Source organism: Micromonospora sp. NPDC000207 (assembly GCF_040300925.1).
Classification (GTDB): Bacteria; Actinomycetota; Actinomycetes; order Mycobacteriales; family Micromonosporaceae; genus Micromonospora.
On the sequence record NZ_JBEPEQ010000004.1, the window covers coordinates 25,872 to 40,243 of the forward strand.

The 14,372-nt window shown below is 71.1% G+C and carries 17 protein-coding genes; 6 read left to right on the forward strand and 11 right to left on the reverse strand.

The window, feature by feature from the left end:
* The first annotated feature begins 310 nt into the window (after positions 1-310).
* The 3 genes from ABT336_RS02425 to ABT336_RS02435 all read left to right on the forward strand — a co-directional run bounded on the left by ABT336_RS02425 (position 311) and on the right by ABT336_RS02435 (position 3,393).
* Entirely contained in the window at positions 311-733 is a 423-nt protein-coding gene (locus tag ABT336_RS02425; protein WP_350894683.1) for a hypothetical protein, read from the forward strand.
* Between the two features lie 44 nt (positions 734-777).
* Positions 778-1,869 (forward strand): M23 family metallopeptidase, encoded by a 1,092-nt coding sequence (locus tag ABT336_RS02430; RefSeq protein WP_502891088.1) that lies wholly within the window; start codon positions 778-780, stop codon positions 1,867-1,869.
* Positions 1,870-2,181: 312 nt separating this feature from the next.
* The gene (locus tag ABT336_RS02435) at positions 2,182-3,393 is read left to right on the forward strand and encodes a hypothetical protein (RefSeq protein ID WP_350894685.1); all 1,212 of its coding nucleotides are present in this window, start codon (positions 2,182-2,184) and stop codon (positions 3,391-3,393) included.
* A 596-nt stretch (positions 3,394-3,989) separates the two neighbouring features.
* On the opposite strand, the gene ABT336_RS02440 is transcribed toward ABT336_RS02435, so the two are convergent.
* On the reverse strand, positions 3,990-4,169 hold the full coding sequence (locus tag ABT336_RS02440) for a hypothetical protein (RefSeq protein ID WP_350894686.1): 180 nt from the start codon (positions 4,167-4,169) through the stop codon (positions 3,990-3,992).
* Positions 4,166-4,456, reverse strand: coding sequence for a hypothetical protein (locus ABT336_RS02445; protein WP_350894687.1), 291 nt, complete (start codon positions 4,454-4,456; stop codon positions 4,166-4,168). Before ABT336_RS02445 ends, ABT336_RS02440 begins: the two co-directional genes overlap by 4 nt.
* A gap of 306 nt (positions 4,457-4,762) precedes the next feature.
* Here ABT336_RS02445 and ABT336_RS02450 point away from each other — a divergent pair, with 306 nt between their 5' ends.
* Positions 4,763-4,969 carry a hypothetical protein gene (locus tag ABT336_RS02450; RefSeq protein ID WP_350894688.1) on the forward strand — a complete coding sequence of 69 codons (207 nt, stop codon included), beginning with the start codon at positions 4,763-4,765 and terminating at the stop codon, positions 4,967-4,969.
* A 151-nt stretch (positions 4,970-5,120) separates the two neighbouring features.
* On the opposite strand, the gene ABT336_RS02455 is transcribed toward ABT336_RS02450, so the two are convergent.
* The 6 genes from ABT336_RS02455 to ABT336_RS02480 all read right to left on the reverse strand — a co-directional run bounded on the left by ABT336_RS02455 (position 5,121) and on the right by ABT336_RS02480 (position 11,742).
* Positions 5,121-5,480 (reverse strand): hypothetical protein, encoded by a 360-nt coding sequence (locus tag ABT336_RS02455; protein ID WP_350894689.1) that lies wholly within the window; start codon positions 5,478-5,480, stop codon positions 5,121-5,123.
* Positions 5,481-5,771: 291 nt separating this feature from the next.
* Positions 5,772-7,949, reverse strand: a complete 2,178-nt coding sequence (locus tag ABT336_RS02460) for a S8 family serine peptidase (RefSeq protein ID WP_350894690.1) — start codon at positions 7,947-7,949, stop codon at positions 5,772-5,774.
* Positions 7,950-8,128: 179 nt separating this feature from the next.
* Positions 8,129-9,022 (reverse strand): hypothetical protein, encoded by an 894-nt coding sequence (locus ABT336_RS02465; RefSeq protein ID WP_350894691.1) that lies wholly within the window; start codon positions 9,020-9,022, stop codon positions 8,129-8,131.
* 134 nt (positions 9,023-9,156) lie between these two features.
* Positions 9,157-10,341 carry an MFS transporter gene (locus tag ABT336_RS02470; RefSeq protein WP_350894692.1) on the reverse strand — a complete coding sequence of 395 codons (1,185 nt, stop codon included), beginning with the start codon at positions 10,339-10,341 and terminating at the stop codon, positions 9,157-9,159.
* Complete coding sequence (locus ABT336_RS02475; protein ID WP_350894693.1) at positions 10,338-10,904, reverse strand: Chromate resistance protein ChrB; 567 nt, start codon at positions 10,902-10,904, stop codon at positions 10,338-10,340. The genes ABT336_RS02470 and ABT336_RS02475 overlap by 4 nt, the downstream gene beginning before the upstream one ends.
* 121 nt (positions 10,905-11,025) lie before the next feature.
* Positions 11,026-11,742, reverse strand: coding sequence for a YsnF/AvaK domain-containing protein (locus ABT336_RS02480; RefSeq protein ID WP_350894694.1), 717 nt, complete (start codon positions 11,740-11,742; stop codon positions 11,026-11,028).
* A 160-nt stretch (positions 11,743-11,902) separates the two neighbouring features.
* Between ABT336_RS02480 and ABT336_RS02485 the strand changes: the two genes are divergently transcribed.
* Both ABT336_RS02485 and ABT336_RS02490 read left to right on the forward strand, forming a co-directional pair.
* Entirely contained in the window at positions 11,903-12,289 is a 387-nt protein-coding gene (locus ABT336_RS02485; RefSeq protein WP_350894695.1) for a DUF4190 domain-containing protein, read from the forward strand.
* Positions 12,290-12,820: 531 nt separating this feature from the next.
* Positions 12,821-13,243 carry a hypothetical protein gene (locus ABT336_RS02490; RefSeq protein WP_350894696.1) on the forward strand — a complete coding sequence of 141 codons (423 nt, stop codon included), beginning with the start codon at positions 12,821-12,823 and terminating at the stop codon, positions 13,241-13,243.
* A gap of 321 nt (positions 13,244-13,564) precedes the next feature.
* Here the strand turns inward: ABT336_RS02490 and ABT336_RS02495 are convergent, their stop codons facing one another.
* The 3 genes from ABT336_RS02495 to ABT336_RS02505 are packed head-to-tail and all read right to left on the reverse strand — an operon-like array spanning position 13,565 to position 14,186.
* On the reverse strand, positions 13,565-13,723 hold the full coding sequence (locus ABT336_RS02495) for a hypothetical protein (protein ID WP_350894697.1): 159 nt from the start codon (positions 13,721-13,723) through the stop codon (positions 13,565-13,567).
* Positions 13,720-13,929 carry a hypothetical protein gene (locus ABT336_RS02500; protein WP_350894698.1) on the reverse strand — a complete coding sequence of 70 codons (210 nt, stop codon included), beginning with the start codon at positions 13,927-13,929 and terminating at the stop codon, positions 13,720-13,722. The genes ABT336_RS02495 and ABT336_RS02500 overlap by 4 nt, the downstream gene beginning before the upstream one ends.
* Positions 13,926-14,186, reverse strand: coding sequence for a hypothetical protein (locus ABT336_RS02505; protein ID WP_350894699.1), 261 nt, complete (start codon positions 14,184-14,186; stop codon positions 13,926-13,928). Before ABT336_RS02505 ends, ABT336_RS02500 begins: the two co-directional genes overlap by 4 nt.
* Positions 14,187-14,372 lie beyond the last annotated feature (186 nt).

The following is a 14,372-nucleotide window of genomic DNA, read 5'->3' on the forward strand; positions in this document are numbered from 1 at the left end:
CACCACCCTTCACGTGGCGAGAGTGTGGTGGCGTGCGTGACTACTACCCGTCATGCGATCCCTCCCCCGTGCTGCAGGTCACCGACGAGCACCAGACAGTAGCACCGTGTTCCATTCAAGATCTATGGTGATTGCTCTGCTCCAGCGGGGCACGATCGACGGCACGGGGGTGCGGGGAATGGCACGCAGGGCAGAAGCCCGCGCGCACGGCGAACGTCGTCGATGGTCGACTGTGGTGACGCTCACCTTCGTGGTCGTGGCGACCACAGCTTGTGGTGCCGAGCCGGGTGACGGGGTGCGAGGACCGAGCGTGAGCGGGCCGGTGTATCCGACGCCCTCGGTAGGGGTTCCGAGCAACGAGCCGTCACGCGAGCAGCCCGGCGGAGACGACCATCGGGTCGATCCGGAACGGACACCACCGGCCGGTGAGGCGCCCCGGGTGGCGGCCGCGTTCGCCGCCGCGTGGGTGCGCTCGGACCTGTCAGCCGGACAGTGGTGGGAGGGGGTCGCGGACAGCTGCGATCCGGACTTCGCGCAGACACTGCGTACTGTCGATCCGGAACAGGTGCCGGCGACCCGGGTGACCGGTCGTCCGGTCGCACGAACCAAGCCGACCGACGGCCGAGCGGCGTACGACGTGCCGACCGACAGCGGCACCCTGACCGTGCGAGTCGCCGCAGTGGACGGCCGGTGGCGAGTCACCGGTAACGACTTCGTTCGGACTGTCCGGTGAACCGCCAGGCGGTGTCGCTGGTCGTGGCGGTGGCAGCGGTGGTGATGTTGCTCTGCGGCGGGATGGTCGGGCTTCCGCTGCTGATGTTCGGCCAGTCGGCGGCGGAGGCGGCAGCATGTGAGGTGCCCCCGGCACCCGGAGCGTCGCCGGTTCCCGCCTTCGACCAGTGGACGTCGACACAGATCGGGCACGCGACGGTGATCGCGTCGGTCGGCCGTCAGCGTGAGGTTCCACCGCGCGGCTACGTGATCGCGTTGGCCACGGCGATGCAGGAGTCCACGTTGCGCAATCTGGCCAACTCGACGGTGCCGGAGTCGCTGTCCCTGCCGCACGACGGGACGGGCACCGACCACGACTCGGTGGGGCTGTTCCAGCAGCGGCCGGGGTGGGGCAGCGTGCGGGAACGGATGATGCCGTCGTACGCCGCCGGGAAGTTCTACGAGGCCCTCGTCCGGGTCGACGGGTGGGAGCGGATGCGGCTGACCGACGCGGCGCAGGCGGTGCAGCGCTCGGCGTACCCGGAGGAGTACCAGAAGTGGGAGGACGACGCCGAGCGGCTCGCTGCGCACGTACTGGGGCTGTCCAGCATCGAGGAGGTCGGTGGGGGCGCGCCGTTGGCACCGTGTGGGACCGGTGAGCTGGGGCCGGTTCCGGTCGGACCCGGCGGATGGGTGCAGCCGGTGAAGGCGTTCGTCGGGAGCCCGTTTGGGCCACGTAACGGTCGGTTGCACGCCGGGGTGGACATGTCGACGCCGAACGTGCGGGGCGACCCGATCCGTGCGGCGTCGGCGGGCGTGGTGGAGCAGGTCACATGCGACTGGTACACCACGTGCGACCGCGACGGGCACACCCGGTCGCGGGGCTGCGGGTGGTACCTCGACATCCGGCATGCCGGGGACGTGGTGACCCGGTACTGCCACCTGATCCGCCGCCCGGAGGTGTCGGTCGGTCAGCGGGTGGCCGCCGGAACGGTGATCGGTTTCGTCGGTAACAGTGGGGGCTCGTCGGGGCCGCACCTGCACTTCGAGGTGCACGTGAATGTTCCGAAGGGCCCGTACAACGCCAACAGCAGCAACGCGATCGACCCGGTTCCGTGGATGCGGGAGCGCGGCGCTCCGCTGGGAGCGAGGCCGTGATTTTCGACGGACTGTCGGTCCCCCTCGATACGACGAGAGGACCGAAGCGGTGTCGTTGCGCTGCCCGATCCTCCCCGGCCAGCTCGTCGGCCGCAGGTTTTGCTGTTCGGCGGGGGTCTTCTAGCGCCGGGCGCGGCGGTGCCTCGCCGCAGTGGCCAGCCGTGGCGAGGACGAGCGCCGAGTTGTCGGCGCGGTGAGGCGCGCAGCTCGTCGACCACGTTCACGTGCAACCCAAGAGCAGCCCGCCGCAGGGGCCGGTCCACACCGTCGCGGCTCCGGCCCCGGTTGTGGATCGTTGAGGAGGACGGGGTAGTGCCCGACAGTGAGATGGCCGAGATTCACCAGCGGGCCACGGCGACGGTCACCGGTGCGATCCAGGTCGCCGGGCAACTGGCCGGGCTGCTGATCGACGCCCGCATCGCGCAACTTCGCCGCGCTGCGAAGGCCGGCGAGGAGCAGTCTCGGCAGCTCCGTGCGCAGGCTCGTGCGGCGCAGCAGGCCGACGCGGCGGTGTGGCGGCGTGCGATGCGGCCGGAGTGGTGGCGTACTGCGGGCACGGAGGACGTCGTCCGGGTGTGGCGTGCCGCGTCGACGTGGCAGCACGTCGACCCTGGGGCGCAGCAGGCTCGGCAGATGGTTGTTGACCAGCTCGCCAAGAGGACCGGCCGGGTTCCTGGGAAGCGGGAATCAGCGCAGGAGCCGGATGGTGTCGAGGTGCTGTCCGACGCCGTCGACCGGGCGGCGCATGAGGCTACGGACCGGCCGACGATGTCCGCCGGGGCGGTGCGTGACGGGCGGGAGCGGATGACCGCTGAGGTCCGCAGGGCGTGGCCGTCGGGGCAGCGAGCCGACAAGGTGTTGGGGTGCGGGGCGTGGGATGCCTTGGCGTCCAGGTTGGAGAGGGCGCAGCGAGCCGGTCACGACGTGCAGAACCTCCTACGTGGTGTGCCTGACTTCGTGGACCGGGCCCGGATGCCGGCGGCTTTCGCCTGCCGGGTGGTGCAGGACCAGCTCGACGGGCGCAACGATCCCGGCGCCAGGCACCGAGGTCAGGGCACCGTTCAGGTACAGGCGGCCCACACCGAGCCGTCCGGTCGGGCGGTTCCGGCAGCCGCGGAGCAGGCGGGGATTCGGTACGCAGGCGGTGTCGAGGGTGAACGCCTCCGGGCGGCGGCGCTCGCCTACTGGACCGACCGGAAGTCGGCGGCGGAGAAGATCGACGGCGAGTCCACCTCGCCCGAGACGATCGGGCAGGTCACGTACGCGGAAAACCGACTTGCTGCCTACCGCGACCCGAGGGACACCATGCGCTTCTTCGGCGGAGAGCAGCCGACAGACCGGACGGGAATCCTGACCCGAGCGGACAGTTCCGCCACCGGCAGCGAACCGGCAACGAGGGCCGCTCGGGCCTTTCCCGCCTCGACCCGAAACGCCATGGCCGCGCCCCAGACCGGCACCAACCCAAGTGGGAAGGCTCCTGCGGTGAAAGCCCCGGCAGCGGGGCTCGACTCCCCCAGCCGATAGGACTGCCACTCAGGTCGGCCCGCGAGACAGATGTGAGATCCACCCGGACCGGTGCGCCGCTGCGGCGCGAGGACCAGGACCAGAAGCGGCGGGGCAACTCCTAGGGATCACCCCCGCGTACGCGGGGAGCAGGCCGGCGACGGCAACAAGAAGCCCCTCGGCATCGGATCACCCCCGCGTACGCGGGGAGCAGTGTCCTACGTGATGATGTATCGACTGTCATCGCGGATCACCCCCGCGTACGCGGGGAGCAGACTTCTTGACCTGGGGCGCTAAAGATCTATTTTCCGGTTTTCGTTCACTTTGGTTCTGAAGGTCATCACGAACTTCCCACGTCGCATGTGGATGACTGCTGGAGGTCGGTCGGCCTAGCGTACTGGTGCTCTCTGGACTGGTGGATCGGGCTGGGCGGCCGATCGGGAGCGGAGCGATGCAGCCGCTTGAGACTCTTGATCAGTAGGCCAGCAGCGGTTCATCGCTGCTGATCAACGCCTGGCGGGTGTCGATCCGTGGACGGCGTCGGGGAGGCTCGACGGTCGTTTGCAGGTCTGGGGCTTGTATGGCTGGGGTGTCATCGGGCGTGGTCCTGACTGGGCCTACCGAGTTGGGTGGGTGGGCCTCGACGGGGTGGGTGGTGGCAGGCGGTCGGGTTCGCGGGCGGTGGGGACGAATGCCTTGGCGGTGATCGACGTGGGATCGGCCGGGTGCGAGTCGGTCTGGTGCTGCTGGTGGGCCTCCACCTGGTGAGCGAGGCAATTCCAGGCGAGGTCGGTCATGCCGGTACGGAACGCCGGGTCGTCGTGGATATCGGTGAGGCGGTCGTGTCGGCGGGGTCGTTCAGGGCGGCGATGGTGGTGGTCAGGGCGGTGGTGAACGCGGCCTGGTCGTGGGCGCGGAGGGCGTCCTGGACGGGTTGGGTGCGGATGGCCTGCTTGGCGCAGGCGTCGAGGAGTGGCCGGTCCGCTGCCGTGATGGCCTGGTGGTCGGTGTCGTCGTGTTGGGCGTCGGCCCTGGCTCGGACTGTGTCGGTGGGTCGGCCGGGGGAGAAGGCTATGGCCAGCATGGGTCGAGTTGTTCGAGGATGTGGTCCTCGCGGACGGTCGGCGGCAACGTCTGTTCGTCAGCACACCGACGATTCAACCTACCCCGGCACCTGCCACGTGTCGTGACGCCCGTTATGCGGCAATTCGGGTGTGCGGACGGTGTCGGGTTGGACCACCCTGTCGAGGGCGCTGGCGTGACTGGATGTCCACCCGGGCAGTCGGTCCCGACCCGAGTCGGCCTGCACGCTACCGTCTGCGTATCGCGGCGGCCATGCTTCCGGGTCCGCAGCGAACAGCCCAGTCCTGAACAGCACGAGGAGACACCGATGGCCGACGCCACCAGCGACGCCGATCCCACCGCCGACGGCGAAGCGGGAACCGAGGAGCAGCCGCAGCCCTTCCAGAACCGGGCGGCACGCCGGTCCAAGGGCAAAGCCACCGCCAACCACATCGGGGGTACCACGAGCCGTGTCCACGGCCGTTCCGGCACGGTGCAGAGTCCTCGCCAGTATGGCAACCGTCGAAGCGGCTGATCTTCGGACATCCTGGTCACGGCCGTTTTCAGTAGCTGTGGCCGTTACCGGCGTCCAGCCGCAGGCGATGTGTCTGTTCTTCGGGCAGGACCATGCCCTTCCCCGCATCTGATCGGGAAACGACGAACATCAGCCGGCCGGTCGTCGAAGGCTAGGCGTCGGTGTGTGGCGGTGCGTCCTGGGGTGGTGCGAGTCGGTCGCGGTACCGGCGGGAGCCCTTGACGATGGTGCGGCCCCCGGATTTCAGGGTGAGCCGGCCGCTTTCCTGCGCCTCTTTCCGTGCTTCTGCGGCTTCCTGGTTCCCGAGTTCGATCTGACGGGAGAGTGTCAGCAGACCGATGATGACGGCATAGGCGAACAGGTCCTTCCGGTACTCGTACAGCAGGTCGGTCGGTGGGTCGACGAAGAACGTGTACCCCGTGTCGAAGAGCAGTGGCATCGCCATCGCACGCAGGCCCACCATGATTCCCACGTGGGCCAGGGAGAAGGGCACGCTCGCGGCAGTCAGCACCGCACCTCGGCGCAGCATTTTTCCCGGGGTCAGGGGAAAACGGCGTTCCAGGGCGGCGACTGCGGGGACGAGAATCAGAGTTCCGGCGGCGCTGGTCGTCTCCTGGATCCGCCCCCTGCTCGGACTCGAGAGGAAAGCAGCGAGCCGGAGACCATCCGCGTGTGACGGCCATGTGGCATCCGGAGTTCCCCGACCCTGACGGGAGTGGGTTGTCCGAGTCGAGTGGGCCGCGCGAACGGCACCCGCCGGTAGTGACTACGTCCGTCTCCGTCCTTGCGCCACCCGGCAACTTCAATCAGGCCTCGCGTCGAGGCCCAGCCCCAGGGCGGCGCGGACCGCCGCAGGGGCGTTCACCAGGCCGGCACCGGCCGCACCACACCCGGCCGCAGGTCCGGTCACGGGTGTCGCCGTGGAGGTCAGCAGCGCCCGGGTCCGGGGCAGGTCGCCGATCAGCGCGGGGGCCGCCGACCACATCAGCGCCACCACCCCCGCCACGTGTGGCGTCGCCATCGACGTGCCTGACATCTCGCCGTACCCGCCGCCCGGCAACGCCGACCGGATCCGGGCGCCCGGTGCGACCAGGTCCGGCTTGGCGTCCGGTCCCCGGCTGGAGAACGCCGGCACCGTACCCGCGTGGTCGGTTGCGCCGACGGTGACCACGTCCGGGTACGGTCCCGGCGGCAGGTTCACCGTCGCGCAGCCGGGTCCGCTGTTGCCGGCCGAGGCGACCACCAACGTTCCGGCGACCGTGAACGCGGCGGTGGCCGGAACGAACGTGGCCAGGTCGCAACCTTCGACCGCCGGGCAGTTCCACGAGTTGGTCAGCACCTGCGGGCCACGGCCGGGCCGCCCGTCCGCGATCGGATCGCCGCCGACCGGGAACGGTGCCATCATGAACTGTAGGCAGTCCAGGTAGCGGGCCGGGCTGCTCAGGTTGCGGTCCATGTTCACGCAGCCGACCCATCGGGCGTCCGGGGCCACCCCGATGCCGCCGCCTACCGCCGAGCCGAGCGTGTGGGTGCCGTGGCCGTCGTTGTCGACCGGCGTTCGGGTGCCGTTCCACGGGTCCAGCCAGGAGTCGTCGCCGCCACGGAAGTTCGCGGCCAGCGCCGGATGGGTGCCGTCCACCCCGCTGTCGGAGGCGCCGACGACGACGCCGGCGCCCCGGACCCCCAGCTCGGACCAGACCCGGTCGGCCCCGACCGCCGTGATGTTCCAGCCGTCGCCGGGCGTCGGGTCGACCGGACCGTCGCCGGTGTCGCGCGGCAGAGGCAGGGGCCGCAGGTGCGGGCTGAGCAGCACCCTGCCGACGTCGGCTCGACGTTCCAGCCAGGGCCGCAGCCACGGGCCGGCGTCCACCTCCAGCGCGTTGATCAGGTAGTACCGGGTGTAGTCGATCCCGAGGCGGTCCAGGTCGCGGCGCAGACCGGCCTGGGTACGCTCGGCCTGCGCCACCAGTCTGGCATGTACCTCGCCGGCCCGGGCGTCCCGACCGGACCGGCCGGTCCGCGAGGTGTCGATGTCGGACAGGTCGGCCTGGTCGGCGAGGATCACGAACAGCCGGTCGCCGTGGAACCCCGGCTGTCCGACGCCGACGTACACCACCGTGCCGACCAGGAGCAGCGCTGCCGCGTACCCTCGCCCGGGAATCGTGAAGCGGAAGAGTAGACCAGCCGTGACCGCGATCGCGGCCGTCCCCACCCCGGCGATCGTGGTCCAGATCGGCACGTCGCGGCCGGTCAGCATCAATGTCACCTCCTCCGGACCGACGAACGCCAACGGCCCGAGCACACCGAGCCCGGTCAGCACGCCGACCGCCACCCGGCCGCGCATCCGGGCGACCGCGAACCCGGCCGCCGCCAGCGCCAGCACCGCCAGGTTCGAACCCGGCTGACCCACACCGGCGGCGATCAGAATCAGACCGACACCGAGAACGAAACCATTCCCGGGGTACGCCGGAGCGAGCACCGCCGCGGCCAGCCACCCGACCGCGCCCGCCGCGCCCACCGCCAGCACCGTCTCGACGGGCCCGCCGAGCGCACCCACCCACAGCCAGGGCAACAGCAGTCCCACCCCGGCGACGATCGCTGCCGCAACGGTCCGGTGTTCGGCCGACCGGCGGTGGCGCGCGACGAGCGCGCCCAGCACGGCCAGCAGGGCGAGGACCGACAGATAGAGCTCGTGCTCGGCAACCGGCACGAACCGGGCCGTGCCGAGCAGCAGACCACCCGCCGCGGCCCACACCCATACCCGGGCCACCGCGCCCCGCCCGCAGACCGCGAGCAGCACGGACGGCATCGCGGCCAGTACCGCGCCGAACGCACCGTAGGCGACGGCGGTCCCGCCGCCGGGCTGCTCCCCGGCCGCCCTGACCGTGTCCTGCCCGGCCTGCCACGCGAGCCACTGCGCCGTCACACTGACCGCGACCGCCCACACCCCGGCCCCGGCCAACCGCCAAGACTTCGTCATCGGCGGAAGGTACAACATGGAGGGTCGAGGCCCGTGCCGAAGATCCCCCGGGGCGCGCCGGGCCGATTCTGATCGCCTACCCCGTCGCTCCCGGAGGTGCCGTCGCCGACCTGGTGACGGCTGCGGGGGAGCAGGGTCTGTCGTCGACCGACACCGAAGTGGTGGATGTCGACCGTCGGTCAGCGGCCGTTGGCCCGCAGGATCGCGACAGCGGCGACCGTCGCGTAGCCCCGCCATTCCAGCGCCGCGACCTCGGAGTAGCTGGTGAAGTCCACGGCCCAGCCCCCGTCGGCCCGCTGTCCGGCGGCCAGCCGGTCCAGGTCCCGGGCGACGGCGTCGTCGTCGACGAGGTCGCGCACCGGACGTCCGGGGTCGGGGGCGAAGTCGAGCAGGTGGAGGGTTTCCCCTTCGGTTCCGCCCTGCACCGGTACGGCGCCGTCGGCGGGTACGAACCGGCCCAGGTGGTGCAGCAGCTCGCGCGCCTCGGGGTGGGTGTCGACGGCGGCGTCGAGGAACCGGAGGGCGAAGGACAGGACGTAGGCGGCGGGGGTCTCGTCGATCCCGGCGATCGCCTCGAAGCAGTACCGGGTGGCCCGCGCCAGCCACTGATGTTCCCTCGCCCGGTCGTCGAAGCGGGCCACCCGGTGGGCCTGAGCCGTCACCCCTGCGGTGATCTGCAACGAGGACTCCTCGGGGTCGGCCTCGACCCAGAACGGCGCGCAGGCCACGGGCTGCGGCACGGGCAGCGCGAAGGGGAGGCCCCCGTCGGGGCGGGTGGCCGAGCCCAACCAGTCGAGGAGCGCGAGGGTGTCCGGGGTGGTCGTGGGGCCGGCGTCGGTGATCGCCTCCAGCGCGTGCAGGGCAGCGGCCGGCTGGCTCTCCGGCGTCCGCAGGTCGGGTTCGAGTCCCCAGCCGTAGCCGCCGTCGCCGTTGCGGTAGCCGCGCACGGCGGCGAGGACCGCGGCCCGTTGCCCCGGTGTCGTCTCGCCGGTGAGCAGGGCGAAGCGGCGTCGGTCCAGGAGGCGTCCGTGGGCGGCCAGGAACGAGTCCGCCCGGCCGATGTCGATGCTCATGCCCCCACGGTGGCACGTCCGCCCCGGTTCGTCTTGTACGAATCGGTCGACTGGTGATCCCGGACGTCGGGTCTGACTCCGAACTGTCGACCGACCGGGGTGACGGCGTTGACGGTTGCGGTGCCTGCCCCGGGTCAGGGCGGTGGGGTCCCGACAGTCCTCGGCCGGTGCAGGTGGGCCAGGGCCGCGCCCGCCGCGACCAGGACGGCCAGGGCGGCGAATCCCCAGGCGAGTGTGACCAGGGTGGCGACGGCGGCGACCAGCAGCGGACCACCGGCGTCGCCGAGTTCCCGGCCGAGTTCGGCCGAGCCCATGGTCTGGCCGAGGCGTTCGGTGGGGGTGCTCGCGGCCAGGGCGGCGAAACCCAGCGGGGTGATCAGGCCGGTGCCGACGCCGATCAGCACGGCACCGGCGAGGACCCCGGCGAGTCCGGGTAGGGCGGCGGCGGCGAGTCCGGCGGCGGTGACCGCCAGCCCGACGGTCAGCCCGGTCCTGGTGCTCAGACGTCCCTCGTCGAGGGCCCGCCCGGTGACGGGTTGGACGACGGCGGCGCAGGCGGCGAGCAGGGAGACGGCGGCGCCGGTGGCGATCGTGCCGAGCCCCACCGCCCGGCCGGTCACGGGAAGGAAACCGACCCCGACCGAGAGGGCTGCGGTCGCGGCGGCCAGCGCCCCGGTCGGGGCGAGGAAGGCGGGGTCGGCCAGTCGGCGGGCCAGGTCCAGCACCGTCTGCCGGGTCTTCGGCAGCGGCGCGACCACCGGTACGGCTACCAGCGCCCAGATCGCGACGGCCGCGCCGAGCAGCGCGAGCACCACGAAGACCAGTCGGAGGCCCCCGACCCAGGCCAGCAGGCCGCCGAGCAGCGGGCCGAGGGTGTAGCCGATGGACTTGTAGAAGCCGTACGACCCGAAGGCCCGGCCCTGCCGGGTGGCCGGGTTGAGCCGGGAGACCAGCGCGGCGGCCGAGGGTGAGAAGGCCGAGGCGGCGGCCCCCTGCCCGAGCCGGGCGGCCCACAGCCAGCTCTGACTGTCGGCGACGACGTACACCAGGGAGGCCGCCGCGAAGGCGACCAGGCCGCCGAGCAGCACCGGGCGGGCACCGATCCGGTCGGCGAGGCTACCGAACAGGGGTTTGAGGAGGACCTCCGCGCCGTCGTAGAGGGCCAGCAGCCCGCCGAGCACCAGCAGTGAGGTGACCGCGTCGTCGGAGAAGCCCCCGAGGTTGGCGGCGATGCCGTGGGCGCCGAAGGCTGTGGTGAAGCCGGCCGCGTAGAGGGGCCACATCTGCCGGGCCGGGGCCGCTGCCGCCGTCGCGGTCACCGGCCATCCTCGACGGCCTCGTGCAGGACGGCGAAGACCCGCTCGGCGTACTCCTCGCACACCTGCGCGCACTGCCGGAGGCGGTGGGCCGCCTCGGTGGCCTCGGGTGCGCCGAACACGTCCCGGGCGGTGAGGTCACGGTGCCAGCGCCGCAACCGCTCCAGGGACTGTTCCTCCTCCTCCAGCTCGGCCAGGGTGAACTTGGCGTTCCGGACCTCCTTGGCGATCTCCGCCTCGAACTTGCCGCAGTCGGCCAGGAACTCCACCCAGTCCGCCGACCGGGCGGCGGTGAACAGCGCCTGGAAGCGGGCGGCGTCCTGCGCGCCACGCCCGGTCGCGGTCAGCGAGATGGCCTGACCGCCGGCCCGTTCGGTGAGGTCGACGGCGCGGGCGACGCCCTCGTCGAAGACCGGCACGTCCGGTACCGCCCACACCCCCTGGCCGAGCGGGACCGCGCCGATGCGGCGCAGCTCCCGCCAGACCGCCACCCGGTGTTTCGAGGGCACCGCCGGCACCTTCAACACCAGCAGCAACCACCGCTGCGTCCCGCCCTGCTCCGTCACAGGCAAGAATGTAGCAGCAGTTACATTGCCACTCCCGGGGTGACCGTCGCGGCCGGTGGGGGCGGACGGGTGGTGTGCACCCGTCCGCCCCGCCTCCCGGTCGCTCAGCGACCTCCGGTCGTCACCGGCGGCGCCGGGCCGGCTCCGGGATGTCCGACTCCATCTCCTCGTGGCGGACCTGCTCGTCGATCGGGCGCTCCTCGACGACCTCGTCCTTGGCCAGGTGGACCCGCTCGACAGGTACCCGGTCCTTGGCCACCACCGGACGCTCGGCCCGCAGCGGCATCTCCTGCTGCGCCTCGCCGATGTCGGCACGCAGGTCACCCGCGTCGGCTGCGGTGACCGGCTCCCGCTCGACGCGGACCTCGTCGTGCTCGACCGGCACGGTCGTGTGCACGTTCTCGGTCACCACGTACTTGCGCAGCACCGCCGTGCCGGCCGGCTCGCTCTCGGTGCCGACCCGCAGCCGTTCCTCGGAACGGATCAGATCCTCGCGGCCCTGCGGCGCGCGCTGCGGCTCCTGCCCCGGCTGCATCCGGTAGTGCCGGTACAGCTGGGTGGTCTGCTCGGCGTCCAGCGGGGCGTCCGAACCGGCCGGGACGCTCGGGGCGCTGCTGACCGTCGCCTTGTCGTAGCCGACCCTCAGCTTCCCGTCCATCATGCTGGCGGCACCGAGCGGGGCCATCGCCTCCCGCCGCTTGTCGACCTGAACACTGACCCAGGTCGGGGTGCCCGCCGCGTCGGCCCACACCTGGGCGACGCTGCCGATCCGGCCACCCGAGTCGTCCTGGACGTCCCTGCCGTACAACGAGTTGACCTGCTCCGTAGTCAGCTTCATCTCCTTCTCCTCTCCTTCGTCACCCGGCTACCCGGCGCCGCCCAGCAGCATTCGTCTTCCACCCCGGCCCTCCGCCGGTACCGAAGGCGTAACGCCGGTCGACACGGGAATGCCCCGGGTCGGACTGAGGCGACTGCGCGGAAGGAGAGAACTGAGCTCGATGAACCCGCCGGCGGGTGCCCCGGATCATCCGGTCCGTGCCCGTCGTGCCCGAACCGGCACCGCTGCGAAGACCAGCGCGGCCTCCACCTTCGCCCTGGTGTTCGGAGTGGCGGCGCTGATCTGCGTGCTGACCGCCGTTCTGTCCGTCGTCGGGTTGGTCCTCGGGATCGTCGGCGTCGTCCTCGGCGTCGTCGGACTGCGGATGACCCGACGCCCCGGCGTCACCGGTCGCGGTGTCGCCGTGGGTGGCCTGGTACTCAGCGTCCTGGCGGTCGTGCTGGCCCTGGTAGCCGCTGCCGGCGTCACCACGGTCATCAACAACCAGAGCGCCGTGAACCGCCTGGAGAGCCAGGTCCAGGATCTCCGGGAAAACCTGTCCAACTAGGACCGGCGTCAAGCAGAGCAAGGGGTCTGAACTGTCGAACCGGGCAGTTCAGACCCTTTGCCGTACGCCGACCGGCCACTGCGGCGGCCGCCGAGGCGCGCTGGAGTTCTGCACGTCGACCCCGGAGTCCGACGACCATCTGCACCAGTTTCGTACCGCGGATGCTGTGTCCACGGAACTTCCTCCGTTGCGGCAGGCGAGCGTACGTACAGAGTCGCCGGAGTCGGGGAGACGTAGGGCATCGCCCAGTGAACTCACCTCGGCAGATCGCAGCGCAGCGGCTCACGCACAGCCTGGTGGGGGATGAGGCTATCGATGAGGATTGGCGCTGTTGACAGTGGTGAGCACTGCCGGGTCGCCAGAGACAACGCGACCTTCCTGACATCGGCCGGTTGAGCTGCGGCAGTCGTCACATCCGGTGTTCTGAACCTGCCGGGTACTCCTCTCGTCAAGCACGAGGAGGCTGCGTCGGCGAGCACTGTATCTCGGTGCTGCGGCAAGCCCGTGAACCAAGTATTTGGAGGAGAGTGGATGTCCGGGGAGGCGTTGGATGATGCCATGGCTGCCTACCTGTCCGACAGGCAGTACGCGGTGTGGGGCGCACTCTCGGATGATCAGAGGGACCGCGTCGCCGACAACAGAGAGGTCCGTGACCATCTGAAGAAGACCGGCGAGGCCGACCATGCGTGGAGGGAGCTGGTGGTCGCCGGGAAGGCCAGCAAGGAGACGCTCGATGAGGCGAAGGCTCTGAAGGCTGCAGCAGAGAAGCAGCTGAGCCGACACGTCGGCCTGGCAGCTGCAGGCGCCCGGCGGGCGGAGACTTCCGAGGCTGACCGGGTGGATGCCGCGCAGCTGCGGCATTCGAGCTACAGCGGTTCAGGAGCCGGCAGTCACCACCCAGCGTCTGGATCGAGCACGCACTCGGCGCCCCAGGCCAAGGGCCGAAGCCAATGACCTCGGGCGCCGGTCGCCGGGCCGGCGTACTGGGACGTCGAACGATCCCCCGTCGGCCGGTTCCAGGGAGCGGTAGGAGTTGTCGAAGGGCAACATCCAGCCGTCCTCCGTGGCGGTCAGGGTCTCGACTGTTCGCAGGTTGGTGTGGCCTGCAAAGAAGGTCGGGCCGAGTCGCCATCCGGCAGCGGTGAGCCGGGCGGCCACTGCGGCGTCGTACGCGTGGAGGTCTGGTGTCGAGGTGACCCGGGTCGAGGAAGGACCGTGCCGGGAGGCACTGGTCACGCACGTCGAGCAGGGCCGTCCAGCCCTCGGGAGGGGTGCTCAGGTTCGGACGCCGGTCATGACGTCCGCCCGCACGGCGGCCAGCCGGGCCAGGGAGCGTTTCAGGTCGGTTGGGTCGGTGGACAACGCGGCAAACGCCTCCTCGACGCCGGCGCGGAACCCGGGAGGGGGCGACGGGAGGGATGCCGCCTGCGTCACCGCGCCCTTCTCGTACAGGGGTAGCGGTCGGCGGCGGCGAACAACACCTGGCTGAGGCAGGCGACCGCCCGGTAGGAGTAGCCGGCGACGTCGCCTCGACCGGCTGCGGTGGCCGCGGTGTCGAGGGCGAACTGCGACTCCCATCCGTACTGGGCGACGAGCGCTGTGGCGAGCGGCTCGGGACAGGGGTCGGTGAGTGTCTTCAACTCGGCGAGGGCTCGGTGCTGTCGTAACGTCCACGACCCGCCCTGAGGGCGGCCGGATCCCCGCAGTCGACGATGCGTACGTCCGCTTTCGCCTCCCCGGTCACGCAGTCTCCGACGTCGGCGTTGAGTCGATGGAGATCCCTGGCGCTGCGGACGAAGCCGAGAACGCAACTGATCACGCCGGCGACGACGGCGATCGCGCCCTCCCGGACGGCCAGGTTCAGCGCGGCGCGCACAAGGGCGTGCAGGTGCTGCATCAAGGGCAGGAGTCAAGCAGGCGCGGGACTGTCAGGTTTCTAACAGGTACCCGTGCCACGCTGCGACCACTGCTGACACGAGGAGGAGTACGACCCGATGGGCGACGGTAAACGTCCGAGACCCTCGGCCCGCTGCTGCGGGCCTGATTCATGCGGCGGTACCCGCGTCAGGAGCGTGGCACCGTG